This window comes from Pedobacter sp. MC2016-24 (assembly GCF_015223055.1).
Taxonomy (GTDB): domain Bacteria; phylum Bacteroidota; class Bacteroidia; order Sphingobacteriales; family Sphingobacteriaceae; genus Pedobacter.
In genome coordinates this window covers 89596-110953 of record NZ_JADFBX010000006.1, presented here as the reverse complement: position 1 = coordinate 110953, position 21358 = coordinate 89596, and the positions used below count along the sequence as shown (strand labels likewise).

20 protein-coding genes are annotated in these 21358 nt (G+C 40.7%); 5 read left to right on the top strand and 15 right to left on the bottom strand.

Annotation, left to right across the window (positions count from 1 at the left end; all coding sequences use genetic code 11):
* Positions 1-49 precede the first annotated feature (49 nt).
* The 3 genes from IM797_RS15945 (at position 50) to IM797_RS15935 (ending at position 3214) form a co-directional block, all read left to right on the top strand.
* Positions 50-1249 carry an FAD-dependent monooxygenase gene (locus tag IM797_RS15945; RefSeq protein ID WP_194128146.1) on the top strand — a complete coding sequence of 400 codons (1200 nt, stop codon included), beginning with the start codon at positions 50-52 and terminating at the stop codon, positions 1247-1249.
* A gap of 141 nt (positions 1250-1390) precedes the next feature.
* Positions 1391-2293, top strand: coding sequence for an AraC family transcriptional regulator (locus IM797_RS15940; protein ID WP_194128145.1), 903 nt, complete (start codon positions 1391-1393; stop codon positions 2291-2293).
* Between the two features lie 60 nt (positions 2294-2353).
* Complete coding sequence (locus IM797_RS15935; protein ID WP_228098898.1) at positions 2354-3214, top strand: SDR family NAD(P)-dependent oxidoreductase; 861 nt, start codon at positions 2354-2356, stop codon at positions 3212-3214.
* A 149-nt stretch (positions 3215-3363) separates the two neighbouring features.
* Here IM797_RS15935 and IM797_RS15930 read toward each other — a convergent pair whose 3' ends face one another.
* The 5 genes from IM797_RS15930 to IM797_RS15910 all read right to left on the bottom strand — a co-directional run bounded on the left by IM797_RS15930 (position 3364) and on the right by IM797_RS15910 (position 8225).
* Positions 3364-3765 carry a hypothetical protein gene (locus tag IM797_RS15930; RefSeq protein WP_194128144.1) on the bottom strand — a complete coding sequence of 134 codons (402 nt, stop codon included), beginning with the start codon at positions 3763-3765 and terminating at the stop codon, positions 3364-3366.
* Between the two features lie 7 nt (positions 3766-3772).
* Positions 3773-4093: a hypothetical protein gene (locus IM797_RS15925; RefSeq protein WP_194128143.1), complete on the bottom strand. Its 321-nt coding sequence runs from the start codon at positions 4091-4093 to the stop codon at positions 3773-3775.
* Complete coding sequence (locus IM797_RS15920; protein WP_194128142.1) at positions 4068-4844, bottom strand: DNA-formamidopyrimidine glycosylase family protein; 777 nt, start codon at positions 4842-4844, stop codon at positions 4068-4070. The genes IM797_RS15925 and IM797_RS15920 overlap by 26 nt, the downstream gene beginning before the upstream one ends.
* 4 nt (positions 4845-4848) lie before the next feature.
* On the bottom strand, positions 4849-5013 hold the full coding sequence (locus tag IM797_RS15915; protein WP_194128141.1) for a DUF3606 domain-containing protein: 165 nt from the start codon (positions 5011-5013) through the stop codon (positions 4849-4851).
* Between the two features lie 425 nt (positions 5014-5438).
* Positions 5439-8225 (bottom strand): TonB-dependent receptor, encoded by a 2787-nt coding sequence (locus IM797_RS15910; protein ID WP_194128140.1) that lies wholly within the window; start codon positions 8223-8225, stop codon positions 5439-5441.
* Between the two features lie 237 nt (positions 8226-8462).
* On the opposite strand from IM797_RS15910, the gene IM797_RS15905 reads away from it, so the two are divergent.
* Complete coding sequence (locus IM797_RS15905) at positions 8463-9197, top strand: DNA-formamidopyrimidine glycosylase family protein (RefSeq protein WP_194128139.1); 735 nt, start codon at positions 8463-8465, stop codon at positions 9195-9197.
* Between the two features lie 6 nt (positions 9198-9203).
* Here the strand turns inward: IM797_RS15905 and IM797_RS15900 are convergent, their stop codons facing one another.
* The 10 genes from IM797_RS15900 to IM797_RS15855 form a co-directional block, all read right to left on the bottom strand.
* Positions 9204-10454, bottom strand: coding sequence for a YdcF family protein (locus tag IM797_RS15900; protein WP_194128138.1), 1251 nt, complete (start codon positions 10452-10454; stop codon positions 9204-9206).
* A gap of 157 nt (positions 10455-10611) precedes the next feature.
* Positions 10612-11982, bottom strand: a complete 1371-nt coding sequence (locus IM797_RS15895) for a RagB/SusD family nutrient uptake outer membrane protein (RefSeq protein WP_194128137.1) — start codon at positions 11980-11982, stop codon at positions 10612-10614.
* Between the two features lie 10 nt (positions 11983-11992).
* Positions 11993-15289 carry a TonB-dependent receptor gene (locus tag IM797_RS15890; protein WP_194128136.1) on the bottom strand — a complete coding sequence of 1099 codons (3297 nt, stop codon included), beginning with the start codon at positions 15287-15289 and terminating at the stop codon, positions 11993-11995.
* An 86-nt stretch (positions 15290-15375) separates the two neighbouring features.
* Positions 15376-16401, bottom strand: a complete 1026-nt coding sequence (locus IM797_RS15885; protein WP_194128135.1) for a FecR family protein — start codon at positions 16399-16401, stop codon at positions 15376-15378.
* A 112-nt stretch (positions 16402-16513) separates the two neighbouring features.
* Positions 16514-17062 carry an RNA polymerase sigma factor gene (locus IM797_RS15880; protein ID WP_194128134.1) on the bottom strand — a complete coding sequence of 183 codons (549 nt, stop codon included), beginning with the start codon at positions 17060-17062 and terminating at the stop codon, positions 16514-16516.
* A 303-nt stretch (positions 17063-17365) separates the two neighbouring features.
* A complete protein-coding gene (locus IM797_RS15875) occupies positions 17366-18349 on the bottom strand; it encodes an ABC transporter permease (RefSeq protein WP_228098897.1) in 984 nt (327 codons plus the stop codon).
* Between the two features lie 5 nt (positions 18350-18354).
* Positions 18355-19302 (bottom strand): ABC transporter ATP-binding protein, encoded by a 948-nt coding sequence (locus tag IM797_RS15870; protein ID WP_194128133.1) that lies wholly within the window; start codon positions 19300-19302, stop codon positions 18355-18357.
* A 4-nt stretch (positions 19303-19306) separates the two neighbouring features.
* On the bottom strand, positions 19307-20164 hold the full coding sequence (locus IM797_RS15865; RefSeq protein WP_194128132.1) for an NEW3 domain-containing protein: 858 nt from the start codon (positions 20162-20164) through the stop codon (positions 19307-19309).
* A gap of 166 nt (positions 20165-20330) precedes the next feature.
* Positions 20331-20603, bottom strand: coding sequence for a hypothetical protein (locus IM797_RS15860; RefSeq protein ID WP_194128131.1), 273 nt, complete (start codon positions 20601-20603; stop codon positions 20331-20333).
* A gap of 11 nt (positions 20604-20614) precedes the next feature.
* Positions 20615-20854 carry a hypothetical protein gene (locus tag IM797_RS15855; protein WP_194128130.1) on the bottom strand — a complete coding sequence of 80 codons (240 nt, stop codon included), beginning with the start codon at positions 20852-20854 and terminating at the stop codon, positions 20615-20617.
* A 215-nt stretch (positions 20855-21069) separates the two neighbouring features.
* Between IM797_RS15855 and IM797_RS28740 the strand changes: the two genes are divergently transcribed.
* Entirely contained in the window at positions 21070-21270 is a 201-nt protein-coding gene (locus IM797_RS28740; RefSeq protein WP_194128129.1) for a PLDc N-terminal domain-containing protein, read from the top strand.
* Positions 21271-21358: the final 88 nt, after the last annotated feature.

Below are 21358 nucleotides of genomic sequence, written 5' to 3'. Positions count from 1 at the left end.
ATGGCTGCAGCACAACTAGCATACGAGCGAAATTTAAACAACCAGAAATATGAAAAATAAGGTAAAAAAAGTGTTGGTATCCGGAGCCAGTATCGCTGGTCCAACACTGGCTTTCTGGCTGACCAAATACGGATTTGATGTGACTTTGATAGAACGTTCAAAATCATTACGGCTTGGCGGCCAAAATTTGGACATCAGAGGTGCAGGACGTGCTATAGCAAGGATGATGGATATAGAAAAAGAAATCCTGAAAGCAAATACTGGTGAGATCGGTCTTCAATTTGTAAACCGTGACAACAAGATTGAAGCAGCATTTCCGATGGGTGACGGTGATAGCTTTACCAGCGAAGCTGAAATCCTGAGAGGCGACCTGGTCAATATTCTATACAACAGAACAAAAGACCAGGTAAACTATATTTTTGGTAAATACATTAAGACCATAAATCAGGATGATTCAAGCGTTAAGGTAACTTACAGCGATGGAGAAAATGCAGTATTTGATCTGCTCATTGCTGCAGATGGTGTCCGCTCTACCACAAGGCAACTCCTTTTTGGTGATGAACCTAAAATTAAATTTGTTGGGCTTTATAATGCATGGTATACCATCCCTAAAAAAGAAACAGATACAAAGTGGGCACGCTGGTACACAGCTCCAGGATCAAGGGTGTTGTTGATCCGACCAGATAATCATGGCACGATGCGGGCTTCGTTCTCTTTCCTTTCAGACCGTATGGGTTATCAAGAATTGCCAGACGGGGAACAGAAGCAATTATTAAAGGAAAAACTTTCAGGTGCCGGATGGGAAGAGCGCCGTTTAATGGAAGAGATCGAAAAAAACGATGACGTATATTTTGATGGTATCAGCCAGATACATGCCCCAAGATGGTTCAATGGCCGTTCAGGTATGATTGGCGATGCAGCTTATTGCCCTACTCCCCTAACGGGTATGGGCACCACGTTGGCCATGGTTGGCGCTTATTTATTAGCCGGAGAACTTTCCCGGCACGACAAACATGAGGATGCATTTCTTGCTTATGAAAAACGCATGCGTCCATATGTTGAAGACGTCCAGCAGCTACCGCCTGGGGTACCCTGGCTGGCTCATCCAAAAACCAGGTTTGGTGTATCGCTGGTTAATACCGTAGCCGGAATTATGGCAAGCCGTCCAGTAAAAATAATCAGCAAACTCTTTGTCAGTAAAGAAAAGGATATCACTAAAGACAAAATAGAATTACCAGATTTTAATTAAAACGTATGCTCTGACTGTAACCTAATATGAAAACCGTTGTTAGTGATAAAATCAGATCAACTCTCTTAAGTTAGCAATAGAAGTTTTATCATCAACCACAAGCTTTACTCAAATATAGTTTGAATTGTGTAACTTTGCCTCATGCCACGTAAGGAAACATTAGAAGATTTTTACAAACAAAAGTTTAATTGGTTGCCTGAGAATCTCAGTCAGGATATCGGGCACTTCAATGTCTTTAGGACTGAGGACTGCTATATGCCCGGAGCAAAGCCGGTCCAATACAGTCGTCGGGATTTTTATAAAATTAGTTTATTCATTGGTAAAGGCGTAGTACATTATGCCGATAAAAGTATAGAATTAGACGGAACAGCATTGATTTTCTTTAATCCAATCGTTCCCTATACTTTTGAGAACCTGAACAACACACATTCAGGCCGGTTCTGTATTTACAAAGAAGCTTTCTTTACCGAGGCGCAGCGCAACAATGTCAATCAATTGCCGATGTTTGCTCCCGGGGCAAATCCCATCTACATATTGAATGAAGCCCAGCAAGCGTTCGTATTTGCTATTTTCGACAAGATGATTGCAGAACTCAATTCTGACTACATCTATAAATACGATCTATTACGCAGTTATGTTACTGAATTGATCCACTATGCAATGAAGATACAACCTTCGGACCGGCTATATCAGCACCCGGATGCCAACTCGCGGATTACCTCGATCTTTACAGAGCTTCTTGAACGACAGTTTCCCATTGAATCCCCATCGCAAAGATTCGGGCTACGTTCAGCAAAGGATTTTGCAGACCAACTCTCTGTACACGTAAACCACCTCAACCGGGCTGTACGTCAAACGACTGGAAAAACCACAACGGACCATATTATGGAGCGGTTGGCCAGCGAAGCAAGGGCACTTTTACGCCATACAAACTGGAATGTTTCCGAAATCAGTTATTGTCTGGGCTTTGAAGCACCCACCCATTTCAACAACTTTTTCAAAAAACAGACCAACACTACTCCTTCGGCATTTCGAATTGTTTGAATTTCGTAACAATTGGTTTGATTGACGTATAGTTTATTTGTTGTTTCAGGGTACTTTTGTATGCTCAAAGCAATACGGAATATGAAGAACATCAGAACTTGGTTTATTACAGGCGCGTCTAAAGGACTTGGCCTAATCCTGGTAAAACAATTACTTGAAGCAGGTCAGAACGTTGCTGCAACCTCGCGCGACTTAGACGCACTGATCACTGCAGTGGGTATTACTGCACCCAACTTCCTCCCATTACAAGTTGACCTTGGCAATGAGGATAGCGTTGGATGCGCAATACATCAGGCTAATTTAGCCTTTAAAAGTATTGATGTTGTGATCAACAATGCCGGCTATGGCATAGGTGGCAGCATTGAAGAATTAAGCGATCGCGAGACGCGCAACAGCTTCGAAATAAATGTTTTCGGAACGTTGAATGTAATCAGGTTGGTAATGCCATACATGAGAAGCCAAATGTCAGGACACATCATCAATATATCATCAATAGCTGGCATAACAGCCATGACGGGCTGGTCAGTTTATGCAGCCACTAAATATTCGATTGTAGGATTATCTGAGGTTCTTGCTCAGGACGTTGCTGAATTTGGAGTCAAAGTTACTGTTGTTGCTCCAGGAGCATTCCGCACCAATTTCCTACATCCGGATTCCATCAACGTTGCAAAGCACACCATTTCGGAATATACCACAATGCATCGTGCACAGGAAATGCTACTGAAAAACGATGGTAAGCAAAGTGGCGATCCAGAAAAAGCTGCAGCTGCGATCATTGATACTGCTCATATGGAAAATCCACCACTGTATCTTTTGCTCGGCGAAGATGCATACAACCGTGCCATGGCCAAACTGGATAAGCTAAAGGCAGATTATTTACTGAATGAGGAGCTTTCTAAAGCAATGGCGTACAACGGATGAAACCTTATTAATATTAACGGCTTTGATTTCAATAGAAACCAACTACTCTCATAGCTGGCATCCTAATATCACGATGTTACTTTATCGCAAACGAATACATTTAGTATCTTGTTAAATTTATAGAGCGCCGTAATTGGTGTGTTCAAGTGTCAAAATTCGTCAGCAGTAGATCGTAATTCAAGTTCCATCAATGAAAACACAACTAGATTATTGACCGTATCCAATCTAAAATTGACCCTATCTTTTTTTAGAATATCGGTACGCGTTCCGGCGCAGGTATTGCTATATCCAAGGGTATACTCAAAAACAACCTGCCCTTTTCCGGTACTCGAATTTATAGAAGTATCATTGATTTCCAGTTTAACGATTTCCGGGAATTCGCTTTCTTTGATATGAAAGGATAACAATGCATTTTTTAACTTGACTAAACTTTCCTGATTCCCTTTTATAGCACCAAACAGCACTTCGTTTATTAGTCCCCTGAAATCCAGCCCCTGATTGAACAGCATTTGATGAAGATCTTCCGGACAGTTAAATTTTACTTGAGTCATTGGGACACTAAATTAGCGAAAAATACGGATCCATTACAATTTCGCTATCCTGACCGTTGTAATACAGTTCATGCATCAACGCCCTGTTCTGGTATATCCTAAAACAAACTTTCACGCCATTCATGGCATCAGCTTTCATAAGTGCTAAAGCATACGCATTCAATTTTTTAACAAAAACCGGTACCGTTACGCCGGTTCTAACATAAACATCAAAAGAGACGTCCCCGGAAAAAGAACTTACTTGTAAAATTTCATCAAAACGGTTAACCAGCAAAAGATTTAAATTCTCCGTGTGGTTTTCCTTAAACTGTGTATAACAATTGCTCATCGGTAAAATAAGTTTTTCTTGCACCTTTTTTCTCTATTTGAATCTCTGCCCCCGTCGGGCTCTTACTTAAATCTGAACGGTGAACCCTTAAAAAATCCTTTACTTCTCCGTTTAACGCTTCGCATAATTTTTTGCCGATGTCAACGGTTTCTTTACATAATACGTGGTTAATCGCCCGCAACAATTCATTTACAGCCGACTCGGGAATGAATTTAGCGATGGAAAAAGGAGATATTTTCGCTTCCCAAAGAATCTCATCTGCATAGGTATTGCCAATTCCTCTGATCAATTGCTGATCCATCAGTAAAGTTTTAATCTGCACTTTCTTTTTCCCTAACAATTCCCTTAGGTATCCCTCGTTCAAAGCAAGCGCATCCGGCACCTCAGACAGTTCCGGATTGAGTGTAGGGGTCGCCTGTTTTTGAAAGTCGCATAATGCAAAACCATCGCCACCTTTGAAATGAAAGGATACAATCTGGAATTTCACTTCCTCATCTGGGTTTAAGGGCCTAAGCTCACCATGAAGCATTAAGTGCAAACCCAATACAGCCTCATTTTTAAAATGTAACTGCAAAGTTTTTCCACTCCTGCTTACTTTTTCAAGCTGATGACCTTCCAGGGTATTCTTCAACTCCTGAATAGAAACATTCAATTTCTTAGCCACTTTAACTTCCAGGGTTTCCAGGGTTTTGCTTTTGAATCGTTTCTGCAGGTTGGCTGCAAAAACTTCCAGATCAGGTAATTCAGGCATGAGTTTACTTATTAAAATATTTTTGCACTTCGGCAACTTCATTACCCGTTGTTTTCATAATTTCCCGGAGCAGATTTGGACGGATACCAAATTTTACAGCCCAGTATTCCACCTGATAGTTCTCTGTAATGTTACCCATAAATGGGTTGATGTTCTTTTTGCGTTCCATATTCATAAATTTGGTTTCTCAATAACACCGAAAGCGTTCAGTTGTTTCCAATTATTTTCCTTGTCGGGGATAATCAATGAACCCATCCAATAGCATGTCACTTTTTATTTGGTATCCAAACAAAAGACATGGGTTGCATAACACTGTTTCCTGACAATCTTGTTGGTGATTTTCGCCAGAGCTTTTGTAAAACTGATGCCGATGAAGACCGAAACTCCGGTATACTGGAGGATGCGCTGGCTGAGTTTACATGTGATTTGTTCAAGATCATAGCGTTATGGTTTTACGTTAAATTGAAAACACAAATATAAACTAATATTATTAGTAATAAAATATTAAAACTAATTATTTTAGCATTTAAGATCTTGACAATTCTTTTCAAAAGTTATTGTAAATTCAATGATGGATTATTTAAAATAATGCGTTTAATCTGGGTCGACACGGAAGTTCCTTCCACCAAATCTGGATAAATTATAACTAAGGTTTAATGAAAACACCCGCGTTTGCTGCCTGTTGCGGCTATCCACAATCGTATTTCCGGAAACCGTCCGCGAAACATTATTACCCTGTCCAAGCAGGTCATTCCCACTAACTTTCATTTGCAGGGACTTGTCCTTTAAAAACCTTTTTCCCAAACCAACGTTGACCAGCAACGGATTTGAATTGGACAGTACATAACCATAGTTGAGCCTTTTTGTAGCTTCAAAATCTACAAAATAAGACTTCCTGATCGTCATCTGCCCAGATAAATTCATATTTATATCGCTATTGTCGCGGACAACCTGGTCAGCAGCGGCATCGTTGTGTCTGATATTGTAATTGATCCCAGCATTGACATTCAGTTTCTGAAGGTTTAAATTTCCACGTAAAGATGTTCCAATGGTTGTTGTTCTGAAAAAGGCTGGAGCACTAATCTGACCAATTCCGATAGACTGATATTCGGAAGATCCCAGCAAAGCGCCAGCACTGTTATTATTTGTTAAAGAATAGCTAAATTGAGTAGTCAACGAGATTTTTTTGAACGATAGATTGCCATTAACCCGTTGAGAGAAATTGAGCCCCCTACCATAGGTCTTTTGGTTGTTAAAAATGACAGCCCGATTTGAAAAACCCAGACTACCTGAGTAACCAATTGAATATCTGTTTTTCTTAATTGGTATATGCACAACATAATTGCCGCTAACCTGATAGTTGCCGTTTACATTCTCATACCGGGTAACCTGCTTTAAACTATTTAAGGTATCAGACAATAATGTCACGTGACTCATAATCTCGTTTTGGGTGACAGCTGCATTTATGGCAGTCTGGATAGAAACACCAGATTTGAGGTGGCTGTAATTAAAGCCCGTATTTAAATTGTGGTTAAATGACGGTTTGAGATCGGGATTACCGACCAGGATATTTTGAAGGCTCTGCGAATTTCTCAGGGGCTGTAACTGGTTAAGTGTTGGATTTTGGTTAGAGCCATTATAGCTCAGAGAAAGTATTTTCCCCGGAGTAATCGTTCGGCTAAAATTTATCGAAGGAGAATAATTGAATGTATTGTTTACTGTAGTTTCTCCCAGTCTCCTATCGCGATTGGTAAGCAAATTAGGGCTGGCATTGAAGCCGATGTTGTAGCGCATTTTTCGAGATCCATAGTTGTAATTTATTCCCAAACCCTGATTGAATGAAATGCTGTTAAAGGATGTACTCAAGGAGTCAACAAAAAAAACCTCATCACTCCTATTGTCAAAGACAAAAGTAGAAACCTGATTTTCAGACCAGACTGCTGCACCGCTGTAGTTGAAATTCAGGCTCTGATGGCCCATGCTGTCCTTAGGCTTTTTCAGACCAAGGCTGTACCTAAGAACGAAATTAATTCTGCGGTTACTGGTCTTACTATTCAAATCCCGCTTCAACAGTGAATCTTTGAGCACTGCATCTGTATTTTTGTCGTAATACAAAGTGTTCGTGCTGATCTGCTGGTTCCCCCGGGTGTTGTTCACCGAGAAGGAAGCCGTTACAGAAAATATGTTTTTTACGTTCTTCAGTTTTTTTGACAGCGCGATCCCTCCCATAATTGAGGGCGATGAGTTCTCAGCACTATTGCTATTTTTCAGATCCTGGCGCAGCAGCCCGGATTGCTGACTAAACGAAATATTTTGACTGGTTGAATTACCGTAACCACCATTCACATTTGCCTGAATAAAAATCTTCTTATCATTATAATCCATATTCCATCTGAGGTTGTGTTTGCTACCGCCATTGTCTCCGTCACTTTTGTTATTGTTGATAAAACTGCCCTCCGGTGTTATCGATTCCGTGACCTGTTCCCTTCCATAGGCAGTACCATTGTTGCTAAAATCATAACCAAAACCGCCCTTGCTATTTTTACCTAATTTATCATTATGGTTTAAGCCAAGTCCAAATGACCGGGCACGCCCAGCTCCATTATTTGAGGTACTGGCAGAAATATTTGCTGAACTCTGCTTATTATCATTCCAGAGATTCAGCCTGGAGTTTCCGCCGATCATATTGTTCGTTCCGCCATTACTGGATAAGCCCCCGAATACCCCTTTGTTCATCCCAGGTTTGGTAATGATGTTCAGCATCTTTATTGGCTCGCCCATTTTCAGACCGGTAAAATTCGCTTCGTCTCCGAAATCATCTATCACCTGGATTTTGGAAACAATACCAGCAGGAAGTTTTCCGATAAAGTCTTTCACATTATTCGTAAAAAAATCTTTGCCATTAATGCGCAGCTTGACCATTTCTTTATCCATCACTTTGACGTTGTATTCATCATCAACCTCCAGTCCTGGAAACTGTTTCAGCAGATCTGCCACATTATCGCCCTCATTAACCCGAAAGGCCGATGCATTATACTCAACCGTGTCCTGCATAAATCTAATCGGGTTGGGTTTGGCATTGATCACCACTTCCTTTAACATTTGGCTTGACATTTTTAACTGGACGGCATCCAGCCGTTTGTGCGTTTCCTTTTCAGCAAACGTATAGCTGGCATGAATCGCCTGATAACCGAAGGCCGAGATCTGAATCGAAAACCTTTCAGCGTTGATCTTCGATACATTAAATTTGCCGTCCTGGCCAGTCTCAGCCTTCAAAGTATCTTTACCTGTCACGATCAATACTTTAACATTTGGAATCCCGGTCCTGGTGCTGTCAGTAACTATACCTGAGACCCTCCGGTTATATTGTGCAGATAGCATGAATATGCTGCAACAGACCAATAAAAGTGTAAAAACACAGATTTTTTTTAACAAAACAGAGCGTATAAAGTCATTCGTCCAGAGAAGCTGATTCTTGCTCCACCGTTCGAAATGGGTGATTATTCTTCTAATATATCGTTTAATCCTGAAATTACAGATTCCAGCTATCATTTGATTCAAGATCCAACCGAAACTATCCAATCACTTAGTTGTTGTCCAATACCAAATATCACTTATATGCCAGAAGGACCATCTATAGTAATTTTAAGAGAACTCGTGGAAGCACTTCATTTGGAAGAACAACAAATTATTGCTGTTGGCGGAAATACCAAAATTGATAAAGAAAGGATGCTGCACCAAAAGGTAACTGCTTTTAGAAGCTGGGGCAAACATTTTTTGATTTGCTTTGAGGGATTTGCCTTACGAATCCATCTCATGATGTTTGGCAGCTATAGAATTAACGAGCGTAAAGAATCAGCAGCCAGACTAAACCTGTCTTTCGAAAACGCGGAGCTCAACTTTTACACATGCGCTTTGAAATATATAGAAGGTGACATCAATGAAAGCTACGATTGGTCTGCCGACATCATGTCCGATCAATGGGATCCTAAAAAAGCATTAAAGAAAATCAAAACCAAGCCAGAGGCACTGATCTGTGACATTTTACTAGATCAGCAGATTTTCTCCGGCCTGGGTAATATCATTAAAAATGAAGTATTGTACCGGGTGGGCATACAACCTTTAAGCGTTGTGCAGGCGATCCCAATTGCTAAGTTGAAGCTATTAATTACACAAGCCAGTCAATACAGCTTCGATTTCCTAAAATGGAAAAAAGCATATGTGCTTAAAAAACACTGGCTGGTAAATACTAAGAAATTATGTCCGCTCAGACATCCGTTGGAGAAAGGACATTTGGGAAAAACCAAAAGGAGGACATTCTTTTGCCCGATTTGCCAAAAGTTGTATGTATGAGATCATCTATGGATCCATAGGTTCATCATAATCAATCTGTAAGGACATTACATTCGGATAAAACTCTAATGCGGTGTCCGATAAACGGGCTCCAATCCGATATGGCTCGTAACCGAGCTCCGCAACACAGCGTTTCAGCATCACATCGCTGATATACATACTTTGCGACTTCACGGTTACCACAAGCGCCTTCTGATCCATGGGCATACCATATCGGAACATGATTCTGGCCGCATTACGTAAGTTTGTGGTGGTATGCCGTGCGTGTGGTTCCATAATAATGGCATTTTCAGGAATCTGCAAAGTTTGCATCAAAAACTTTTTCATCTCAAAAGCCTCACTGTATTTGGTTTTATATGGATGTACCCTTCCTCCTGAAACCATGATGAAAGGTGCAACTCCAGCCCGGTACTGGTTTGCAGCCAGACGACAGCGCAACATCCCGCCAGCACTCAGTTCAACATCACGTTCTTCAGGTCCTTCACCAGGTACCAATATCAAGCTATATTTATAGGCTGCGAAGTTTGTCTTCTTTATGGCCAGCAACGTAGCTTTATTCACTGTATTCACCATCGGCTCATAATCTGCTGCATCATTCCGCTCGTTGATTTCCAGGGCAATCAGGGAAAACTCCATGGAAGGCTCAAAAAACAACCCATCTTTAGTATTCAGGCTCAATAAGGCATTGGTGTTAACCAGTTCAGGATAGCTTTTATCTTTCACATCAAAACCGATCGAATCTATCTTCGGATAATTGGGTTTTGCCCCCTCTACATATACGCCAATAGAAAAGTTAATTGCCCTTGCATCTTGTTCCCAGGCTTTAAGCAACAAATCTAATGGTTTCAAATGCCCATACATACCATAACAACCAGATGGGATCACCTGGCTCTTTACCATGGTAGCCAATGCAGTGTTCTGCTTAAAAAGAAAACTCAATCGGTTACTCACAGCTGTAATTTCATCGGCAGTAAACTTAAAAGCAGCAGCAAAACAAGCTATATTGCTCTGGCAATTTTTTAGTGCATCCTTTATTTTTGCCTCCCTCACTTTAAATAAGTCGTTCATCCCCGGATCATTTTGAACCAGCTTTTTTACAGCCTGATCTTGTTGTAATAAAGTAAGCAGATAATAGTTTTTATACTGCACAGCATTATGGGTGCTTTGGAGCACATATTGCCTGCCAGGCCCCTCGGTTTGCGCCCATACATTCAGGGCACAAAGCCAGCAGCAAATCAAAAGGAAAAAAGATTTCATATCAGGTATTTTAGAATCCATTCAAATGTAAAATTAGGTAAATCGTTATGCTGTTATGTTATGCAACCATCATTCTGAATTCATTTCAGAATCTTTGAAGCTTGTTTAGCAGATAGTGAGAGGTGCTGAAATAAATTCAGAACCTCTCAGGCTTCACTTAATTATAACCTGTATTTTGCCAACCACTCTTATCATTAATGTTGTCAATTTCTACCTGCGGAACCGGATAAATACTCCTGAAAGTCGGGATGCCAGGAAAAATAGTACCCATTTGATTTGTCCTCACAATATCAAACCAGCGGTCAGCCTCCAGGGCCAGCTCCAATCGTCTTTCCAGATATACAGCAGTACGAAACTCAATCTGTGAAGTAAGCGTGGTTTGTGTTTTGATGGAAGCTCCAGCATTGGAACGTACTGCGTTTAGCGCTTTAAATGCTTCAGTATTTCCATAAGCAGTCTCATTCAGCGCTTCCGCATACATCAATAAAACATCTGCACAACGTACAACAGGAAAGTCGCTGCTGGTCTCATTGTTTGCCTGGGGTGCATTAAATTTACCTGGTCTGCCACCTGTACCTGTAATGGCTACAAGCGCCTTGCGGTTATCTGTAGCCTCAAATAAGGATTGAGGAATGCTAATGATGTTTGTATTGTTATTATTTCTGTAGCGATTATCCTGATGAACAAATTCTTTTACCCCACCTGCCAGGTATTGAACCGCAAAAATAACATCCTTGCTAGTTTTGAGGTTATTGGGAAAAGTGGTGCTTTGTGGTACAGTAGCCAATATTGTTCCGGCATAAATAGCTGCTACCACGGGTTGCAAAGTAGAAGCTACCAAATCAAATCTTTTCTGGTAAAGATACACCTTACCCAATAGTCCGGCCGCTGCATAACTGGTTGCCCTTCCCCTTTGTACATCCGGCCAGCTTGTTGGAAGTTTGACCGCAGCATCGGTTAAATCATCAATCACCTGCTGGTAAATTTGTGCAGCCGTAGCGCGTGAATTTTGCCTTGCCTCTTCGGTTTTTTGAACCTTCAGCACCAGGGGAACATTGCCCCACAAACGCGTAAGGTTAAAATAGTTTAAGGCCCTGATAAATTTTGCCTGCCCAATGATCTGATTTTTAGTGGTCTCATTCATGCTGATGGCAGGTGCCCGGTCTAAAATGATATTACAGCGATATATAGCCCGGTAACTACCCAGCCATGTTCCGGTAAGAATACTATTGGCAGATGTTTCAGAGAATACTTCAATCTGATTGCGGACGCCAGCTCCAGATCCAGGATCATTATCGATCAGGTTATCGCCTCTGAGTTCAGCTAAGGTTAACAGGTTATTTCCATAAAGACTGTCCGTTTGTAAAGCGTCATAGCAACTGATCAGCCCACCTTGTAATCCTTTTTCATCATTATAAAATGTGTCTTCAGTATAAGAATCAAGTGGCTTTAAGTCCAGAAATTTTTTGCAGGATGTAGCCGTCATCATTAAGCCACACGTAAGGATTGATATAATAAATGTTTTCATCTTTCTGATTTTATAAAGTAATGTTAATGCCTATTGATGTTGTTTTAGCTGTTGGATACACCCCATAATCTTCTCCGTTTGTAGTGGCATCGGAACGGTTGGTAACCTCTGGATTGTACCCTGTATACTTGGTAAAAGTAAAAGGATTTTGCATCGCCACATATACCCTGACTTTAGTCAGCGATATTTTTTTGATCAATCCCAAAGGCAAGGTATAACCCAGAGCAATGTTACGGATACGCAAATAAGATCCGTCTTCAATATGCCAGGTAGATGTGGTACCATTACTTCCTTTAGCTGCACGGTTGGCCCTTACATCCTGCCCACTTCCCGGATTACTTTCTGAAATCCAGCGGTCCAGCGAACTGACCATGTTATTCATGTTTCCTTCCTTATTGGCAAAATATCTACGGGAAAGGTTAAGGATTTGATTCCCATAAACACCTTGCATGGACACACCTACATCTATCCCTTTGTATTCTGCTGAAGTGGCAAAACCATAAGTAAACTTAGGCAGATAATTGCCAACAATTTCGCGGTCTTTGGTTAAATCAATAACCCCGTCACCATCAACATCCTTAAACTTAAAATCACCAGGTTTAGAAGTATTCAGATCATAGTTACCTTGTGTATCGGTATAATGCGGATAGGCATTTACTTCAGCCTGATTCTTGAATACGCCCAAAACTACCGGTAAATAATAAGAACCAATAGGTTCCCCCACCCTGGTAATAAAATAAGCATTGGCTACCGATCCTGTTTTAATGATATCGGCGTTTCCAGGTCCCAGTGCTACAACTTTATTTTTGTTTTTAGAAAAGTTCCCATTTGCACTCCATTTAACTGCACCAAATTGTTGCTGAGTACCTAAATTGATATCGATCCCTTTGTTATTCACTTTTCCAATGTTTTTCAATTCAGTAGAAAAACCGGTAGAAATTGGCACCGGTACATCCAAAAGCAGGTTATTGGTATTACTATTGTATACATCAACAGATAGCGTCAGTTGATTTTTAAAAAATGCAGCATCAAATCCAATATTCAACTGGGCTGTTTTTTCCCATTGCAGGTTATCATTTGGCTGGGCAATTGGTGCTACCCCATTTACAACACCAGGTGTCGTCCCACCGAATACATAACCATAATTGAGCATCGCACCTTGTGCAGCATAATTTGGTATGTTAAAATTACCGGTTAAACCGTAGCTGGCTCTTAATTTCAGATCTGAAATAAGTTCAGACGTCTTCAAAAACTCTTCTTCAGACAATCTCCAGCCAAGTGAGGCAGATGGGAAGTACCCCCATTTGTTATTCCTTCCAAATTTTGACGAACCATCAGCCCTTACCGAACCAGTAAATAGATATTTGCTTTTATAGCTGTATTGCAATCTGGCTATACCTGAGGCCAGTGCCCACTGTGTTCTGGTCGCGGTACCATTCGTTACAATACCGGCCTTTATAAATTCAACCTGATCACTAATAAATCCTTTGGAGGCAAAAGCGTAGTTACCACTTAAGTCATCCTTTTGTGTAGACCAGCCCACTAACGCGTTGATGCTATGGTCGCCAATAGTCTTGGCATAATTTAAGGTCTGCTCCAATAGCCAGTTTGTTTCTTTTGTGGTACGCGAAGAGCCAGTTGCATCTGACAATGGATTTCCTGCGGTATTAGACTGCGGGAAGGTAGACGGTCTGAAAGTATCCTCGGCACTGTTAAACAGGTCAATTCCCAGCTGGATTCTATATTTTAAATTCTTGATGACTTCGGCTTCCACAAAGGCACTACCGGTCATTCTGGTAGTAGCTACATCATCTTTTTGCAACATGGCCAGGGCTACCGGATTCCAGGCCTGTGTTTCTCCATTTCCACTTGCCGTGGTGTTGTTTGGCAAGGTGGTGATGGTGCCCGGACTCCAGGAGTTTTGGGCAAAATTATAACTGCCATCGGCATTGTATACTGGGAAAATTGGAGAATAATGCAATGCAGAGGCAACAATACCACCGCCATTAGCATTGTAAGCACCATTGGCATTTACCTTTTTTTCATTGATGACCGAAGGACTGAAGTTAACACCATATTTGAAAACCCCTTTTTTTCCTTCCAGATTTAACCTGCCGCTGTAACGCTTAAAGCCGCTATTTAAAATAATCCCATCCTGGTTAAAATATTCCAGGGAGCCGTAATATTTTAACAACTCACTTCCACCTGCTGCAGAAATAGAATGGTTTTGTACAGGGGCTGTCCTAAAAACCTGATCCTGCCAATCGGTATTGGTTAAACCCTGCTGCCCTTGCAGATAAGGCAAAACCTCCAGCGGCATCACCGTATTTGTATTATTGGCTGTATTAAACAGGCGAACGCCATTATTGTCGCTTACACTAAAGCTAACTACAGGCAAGCCCAAAGCCACATTTTTTCTATTGATGGCTTCCATGGCATCAGTATAAGAATTGTTTCTTGAATCCAGAACCATTTGTGCATACTGGTAGGCATCCATCATTTTTATTTTATGCGCCAGTGTCTGCCATCCCGTATAGCTGTTTACACTGATCGTTGACACCCCATTCTGGCCCTGCTTGGTTGTAATCAGTACCACACCATTAGAGCCTCTTGAGCCATAAATCGCTGCAGATGATGCATCCTTTAAAACCTCTATAGAAGCGATATCGTTTGTATTCAGTGAATTGATATTGTCGTTTGAAATCGGCACTCCATCAATTACGTACAAAGGATTAGAACCGGCTGTGATCGTTCCAACCCCGCGCACTTTTATAGACAGTGCACCACCAGGTGCTCCGGATCCTTGTGACACCTGTACACCGGCCATTTTCCCAACCATGGCCTCCGCCGCGTTACTGATGGGCTGGTTTTCCAGGTCGCTGGCCTTGATGCTGGCAATCGACGTAGTTACGTCCTTCTTTTTCTGACTACCATACCCCACAACAACCACATCTGATAATGAATTTGAGGCAGGATTAAGCTGGATCAGCAAGGTTGCCTGTTCTCCAGCTTTCAGGATATAATTGTCAATGGTTTTTGTGGTAAAACCGATAAAGGAGGCACTGATGGTGTAAGGTACATTTGCAGAAAGGCCTTTGATTAAAAACTTGCCTTCGCTATTCACCATTACCCCGCGCTTTTCGTTGGTTTTTGTGTTGAGTAAAAGTATGGAGGCCCCTAATAATGGCTGCCCGGTTTCATCTTTTACAATCCCGGTGATCTCTGATGTTTGTTGAGCCCAGGTCTTTGCCGAAACTGATAACATCAGTAGGCAAAAGAACAAATGTGTAGTAAGTTTTCTAATCATAATTTGTTGTATTTGGTTTTTTTGGCAAAAAGATTCCCATTACTGCTTTTTTTAGCAGTTCAGTTGTGTTTAATATTTTTCTGGTTTTACTTTCTAATCAGGTAACCTTCGGCTGTTTTAATTTGATTCAGATTGTTTAGTTCGGCTATTTCTTCAAGTATGGATGCTATGGATTGTGTTGGCTTTAAACTTCCTGTAAACGACATCTCAGCTACATCACTGCGGTCGTAAATGATTTTAACTTTATATTGTTTTTCAAGCCTGGCAAAAACATCAACTAAAGAAGCCTGCGTAAAGTTTAGCTCCCTCAGTGCATTTTCCGCTTTAATAGATAAATTTCTGGAATCTGAAACTTTTATGGTATTGATCAACTTATTGTACACCAGTTCTTTCCCGGGCAACAACACCTTACTAAAGGCAGAAATCTGATGTACAGAATCCACGTTTTTTACCCAAACCTTACCTGTGTGCAACTGTACCTTAATAAACCTGCTCTTTTCTAAAGCTGTAATGGTAAAAGATGTGCCTAGCGCAGTGGTAGAAATTCCTTTAGCATACACTACAAACGGATGTTCCTTGTCTTTTGTAACCTGGAAAAAGCTTTTTCCATTTAAATACACTTCCCGTTTATTTTTCACAAAAGGAACAGCATATCTCAATTCGGCTCCCGGATATATTTTAACCGTCGAATGGTCCGGCAGGGTAAAGAATTGATTATGCTCTGTATAATTCATGACAGACTTCCAGTTTATCGTACTTGTTTTATCGATGCTTACCGGCTTGTTTTTAGCCAGGCCAATAGGTGCTTCCTTGCGTTTGAAATTGAACAAGCCAACTGTGAGTACGGCAGCCACAATCGCTGCAGCCGATGCTACCTTAATCCATTTCAGGCGATAAACTTTGCCAAAAGTCTCTTTTTTTATTGCGTGAAGCATCTCCCCGGTTTTCAGCTCGTCTATTGTAGCATCAGCTGTCTGATCCCATTCATCTTTGCTTAATAAATGAGCAGGCAGGTCGTCTACTTTATTCAAATAGGCCATTACCTGCAGCTTTTCTTGAGGGCTACATTGTCCTTTAAAAAATTTATCCAACAGTTGATCAGACGCGCTCATATTACCAATACGATTCAATTCGGCATAAACCCGTAACGGATAAAAAATATTTTTTTAAAATCGGCGGGATTATCTTTTCAGCGTATTAAAGCATTGAAAACTTTGAGCACAGCTACCGGAGATATTTGACAACAAGGATAAACATGGGCAAATAGGCATAACCATTAAGCTGCTTTAAGGCTAGTGAAATATGCTTTTCTACGGTTCTGGGAGAAATAGAAAGTTGCTCTGAAATTTCTTTATAAGAATAGCCCTGCAAACGGTTTAAAATGAAAACTTTTTTACGTGTTGGTGGTAGCAGACTTAAAGCCACTTCCAATTGCTGATTGGTTTCAAAATTTTGATTCTGGTCAGCAGCGTCTTCAGAAAGCCGGTTGTAGTAAAGTTTAAGATTCCGTTCATCATTTGCCTGCTTTTTAAAATAATCCAGCAGCGTGGTTTTCGCGATCCGGAACAATTGATGGTCAAGCTCAATCGTTTCAGACAGCGTATGTTTAAACCCCCATAATTTTATAAAAGCAAGCTGGGTTAGTTCCTGAGCCATGTCTTCCGAAGCCGTCTTTTTCAAAAAATAAGCATATAGTTTTTTATGAAACAGTTTAAACACCATTTCAAAAGCCAGATGATCACCCTTTTTAATATTTTGGATATAGTTTAACATCACTGCTCAAAACTATTTGGTATATGTAATCTTAAATTAAATATAGTGTTAATTTTAGTTTAAATTACAATTCTGTTCATCCAAAAAATTGCTATGCTAAGTTTATCTCAGGATTTAAAAAAAGAAAGGCCAATATGCATGGCGAAATACGAGTGCTAACATCCCTGCTTGCGACGGGATAACGGCAATTTTGACAAGCATTATATCGTCATTATGAACACAATCGACACTCGACACGGGCGTCTTCCTGAGTTTGGCTCAAGACCTCAATATCACGTTTGCACCCTTACTCCGACATACCTATTAGCTTCTGATCTCACGACGCATAAACAAGTAATAAGACAGGGCAAAACAAGCTATTGTTGCAGCAATTAACCCCGTTACTTGTGGCCATACGATTACAAGGCTTTCTCTGAAAGGCAGCGGAGCAGGTATTGCCCCAGACATTTGTTCCATAGTCATGGGACCAAGACTTCGAACTGAGGGCATCAGCATGGTGGTAACGGCATCTGTATAAAGCTGGTTGGGAGCTATCCGCAACAGATTCAGAATCATTTCATTGTACCACTGTATTTGCTCCTGCGACAGAAAAGCCGGATCAGGTAAAAAGGACCTGATCAAAAGGTTGATGACAATTTGGTAAAACACAGTAAAAAAAAGCCATACACCTATAGCCGTAAGCGCAGAAGTTGCCGCTTGCCTGAATTTAATGGAAAGTACAATCGATAAGCTCAACCAAAATGCAACATACGTAACACTGATCACAATGAAACCAATTATCCGCATGAGTTCTTGCGGCTCTATCCTCACTCCCGTTAAAACCAGGCCCCCTCCTATCATCAGCATGGATAAAACCAAAAACAAAGCCCCAACCATAATCAAACCACTCACAAATTTAGCCAGCAACACATTGTCCCTGTAAATTGGCTGTGCCATCAGTCTGGTAAGCGTACCACCGTTCTGCTCCGCATTAATCGCATCAAAACCTAAACTGATACCTAATAAAGGTGCCAGAAAACTTAGAAACACATGAAAAGGTGGAATAGAATTATCAGTAGTAGTTAGTAGTTTAAGATATAAATAAGTACGATCCGGATCATTGGCATTGCCCATTGCCGAGCGGATATTCCCAATAGATACATACATTGATGCCACAAAGGTCAGGGCAATCAACCCAATTAGTACGATAAATCGCCAGCTCCGGATATGATCGGCCATTTCCTTACGAAGCATGACACTAAAAGGGCTGGCAGCACGAAGTTTTAAAGCATGTAGTTGACTGTTCATTGTCTTCAGTTAATGTCCTCAAAATATTTCTGATAGATGTCATCCAGACCATAATCTTTTTGATGTACACTCAGGATGTTATACCCCTGCTCCACAAAAAAACGAACCAGGGCCGGTGTAATTAACTGCTTACACTCAAATTCTATGGTATCATTGTCGATGGTGATCCGGCGTATTGTTTCCCATTGCCTCAGTTCTTTTTCCATCGGCCAGGATTGGGGAATGGAGTTTGCTAACTTAATCGAAACGATAGGCCCACTATGGCCAAACAAACGATCAGACAGGCTATCAATATTGCCTTGAGCTAATAGCTTTCCTTTCACAAAAATACCCACCCGATCACAAACTTGTTGTACATGATGTAAGTGGTGTGAGGAAAGCAGAACAGTCAAGCCCTGTTCTTTACTCAATCGCTTAATCAGCGTCAAAAAATCCCTTACACCACTTGGATCAATTCCCAGCGTAGGCTCATCAAGAATGATTACCTCAGGCTGCTTAATCAATACTTCGGCAAGCCCCAAACGCTGTTTCATCCCCCTTGAGAAAGCTGAAGTTTTCTTGTGCAAAGCCGAAGAGAGCCCTACCACCGCCATCAACTCTGTGCTCCGTTTAACTACGTCATTTTCAGGCAGCCCATTTAACCTTGCAATGTATACCAGGTTTTCAAGTGCAGTCATATGGTCATAAAAGCCTAAACTATCTGGCATGTAGCCCACTTTTTTCTTCACAGAAATGGGATTACGAGTAGCATTGAAGCCACAAACGAAAGCAGATCCGTTTGTTGGATCGGTTAGCCCGAGCATCATCAGTATTGTTGTCGTTTTTCCAGCACCATTTGGTCCCAATAATCCGAAAATCTCACCCTTATGAATGTCAAGATTCAAATCTTCAACGGCTCTTTGTGAGCCGTAACATTTCGTTAGGCTCTTAAGTTGTATAATAGCATCTTTCATCGCTCTATCGTCTACCGTACTTACGGATCAGATAATAAACCAGTGTAACTGCCAGCAGGATCACCAAAATACCGATCCAGCCAGAAAGCAATGAAGTTGTCACTACCATCCTAAATGCGGCCGGTGAATTCGCATTGCTATTTGTTGCGGTAAAGGTAGCGGCATAATCTCCTGCAATTGTCTTATCAGGAACTTTAATCTTCGCCGTTACGGCCATGCTTTTTCCAGGCTCCAATTGCTTGATCTTCGCAGGTTCAAAAGTAGCTTCCCAGCTTGCAGGTAATTGAGCGGATAAGTCGATATCATTTAAACGCAGTGTGCCGGAATTTTTAATATCCAAATGAATTTCCTTGTGACTACCGGAAGTAAGTTCTTCACTCAACTTTCCCGAGGGTGTACTCAAGGTCAGTCCATAGGAGCCTTTAACCACCGCCTCCAGATTCAGCGAGAGGGTGTCCGCGTTCGACATTGCCTTAACCGGCAGGCTATATTTACCAGGTGAAGTACTTGCTGTTGCATTCACTTCAACAGCTACATCTCTTGAAGCTCCCGGATCCAGGTTTAGCGAAGTAACCTGGCTTCCATCAACCTTGTAACTAATCATCCAACCAATGGGCAGGTTTGTTTTAAATTCAAAAACGGCCGCTTTAGCAGATCCATTATGTAAAGTTGCATTATAACGAAACGTTTCGCTTGTCGCCCCCTCGATATTGAGCAGCTTTGCTGTAAAAGAAGATTTCCCGTCGATATTAATGACCGGATTCTGGGCGCGTACAGTCAGGCTAAATACAAAAATAACCAGGAAAAATAATAGGGCCTTAGGAATTGATAGATGGTGGCTAAGTGAGAAATTTGTTAACATAATCCAAACACTAGAATTTATAATAATAGCTTAAAAAAAATGTTTTGTTCAATGGTTTAATTTGACAGAACAAATCAAAAAAACAAAACATTTTTTTCAAATAGATTTAACATTTTTTAACAAAATTCTATGCGGATTGGATCATCAGAACCGTTCTTACCGTAAATTATATATTCTTAGGATTATAAGCTCCTTGTTCGCGATCACTTTTGTAATTCATCGCATCGTCCCCCTCGGTATTCTCCCTGTCACCAGGCTGATCTGCCAGCTTTGTTGGTTTCTCTTCTTTGTTTATTTGATCATCACCACGGGCTTTTGCTTTCTTTGAATCGCCGGTATACGCGTCATCACGCAATGAATCTGCACCCTGTGTCCCTGTATTATCAAGACCGTCCCTTGGACCATCTGGTAAAGAAAGATTAACTGCTTTTTTAGTCATAACTTTAAATTTTACACCTCATTATCCATAGGATGGTGATTAGACCCCGGATTCGTGCCATCCAATTCACCCAAACCCTGATTTTTCTCTGTTCCCTGTTCCAGTTGATCCTGCTCGGCTACCGGCGTAAAACCAGGATCAATTTCGCCATTTTCAAAAACCGCATCATTATTCAAAATTACCGATGCATCATCTTTTACTTGGTCATCAGGAGCAATGTTCTCTCTTTCTTTATCTTCTTGATTTTTCATTTCGAATGTATTTACTTCTACATTAACAAATGATTTGGTGCAATGTTTCATTCTGAATTTAAACCCTGGAATTCGATTTAATAGAAATGATCTGTTAAAGCTTTTTAATGTTAAAAAGTGAGATAAATTCGAGATTTTATATCAATCCAAGGTTTAGCTACATTATTTAACAAAATTGATCTGTCAAAAGCAACATATTTTGTAAATTAGATCCTATGACCGATTTCAGTAATCTTATTTATTTCCTGGTGATTATTAGTGCTGTACTTAATCTTTTTACAGTATTTCAGATCTCAAAACTACCCGATAGTGATCATCGTTTTAAACGTTATTGGACAAATATCGTCTTGTTCTTGCCAATATTCGGTGCGCTTATTTACCATTTCAATAAAAAGACAAATAATGAAAATGATTAGCGTGTAATCCTATAATTTATTTTCACCACACATCTGCAAAAAATAACCAGATGGATATTCAGGTTTAATTTCTTAAACTGGTTTAAGT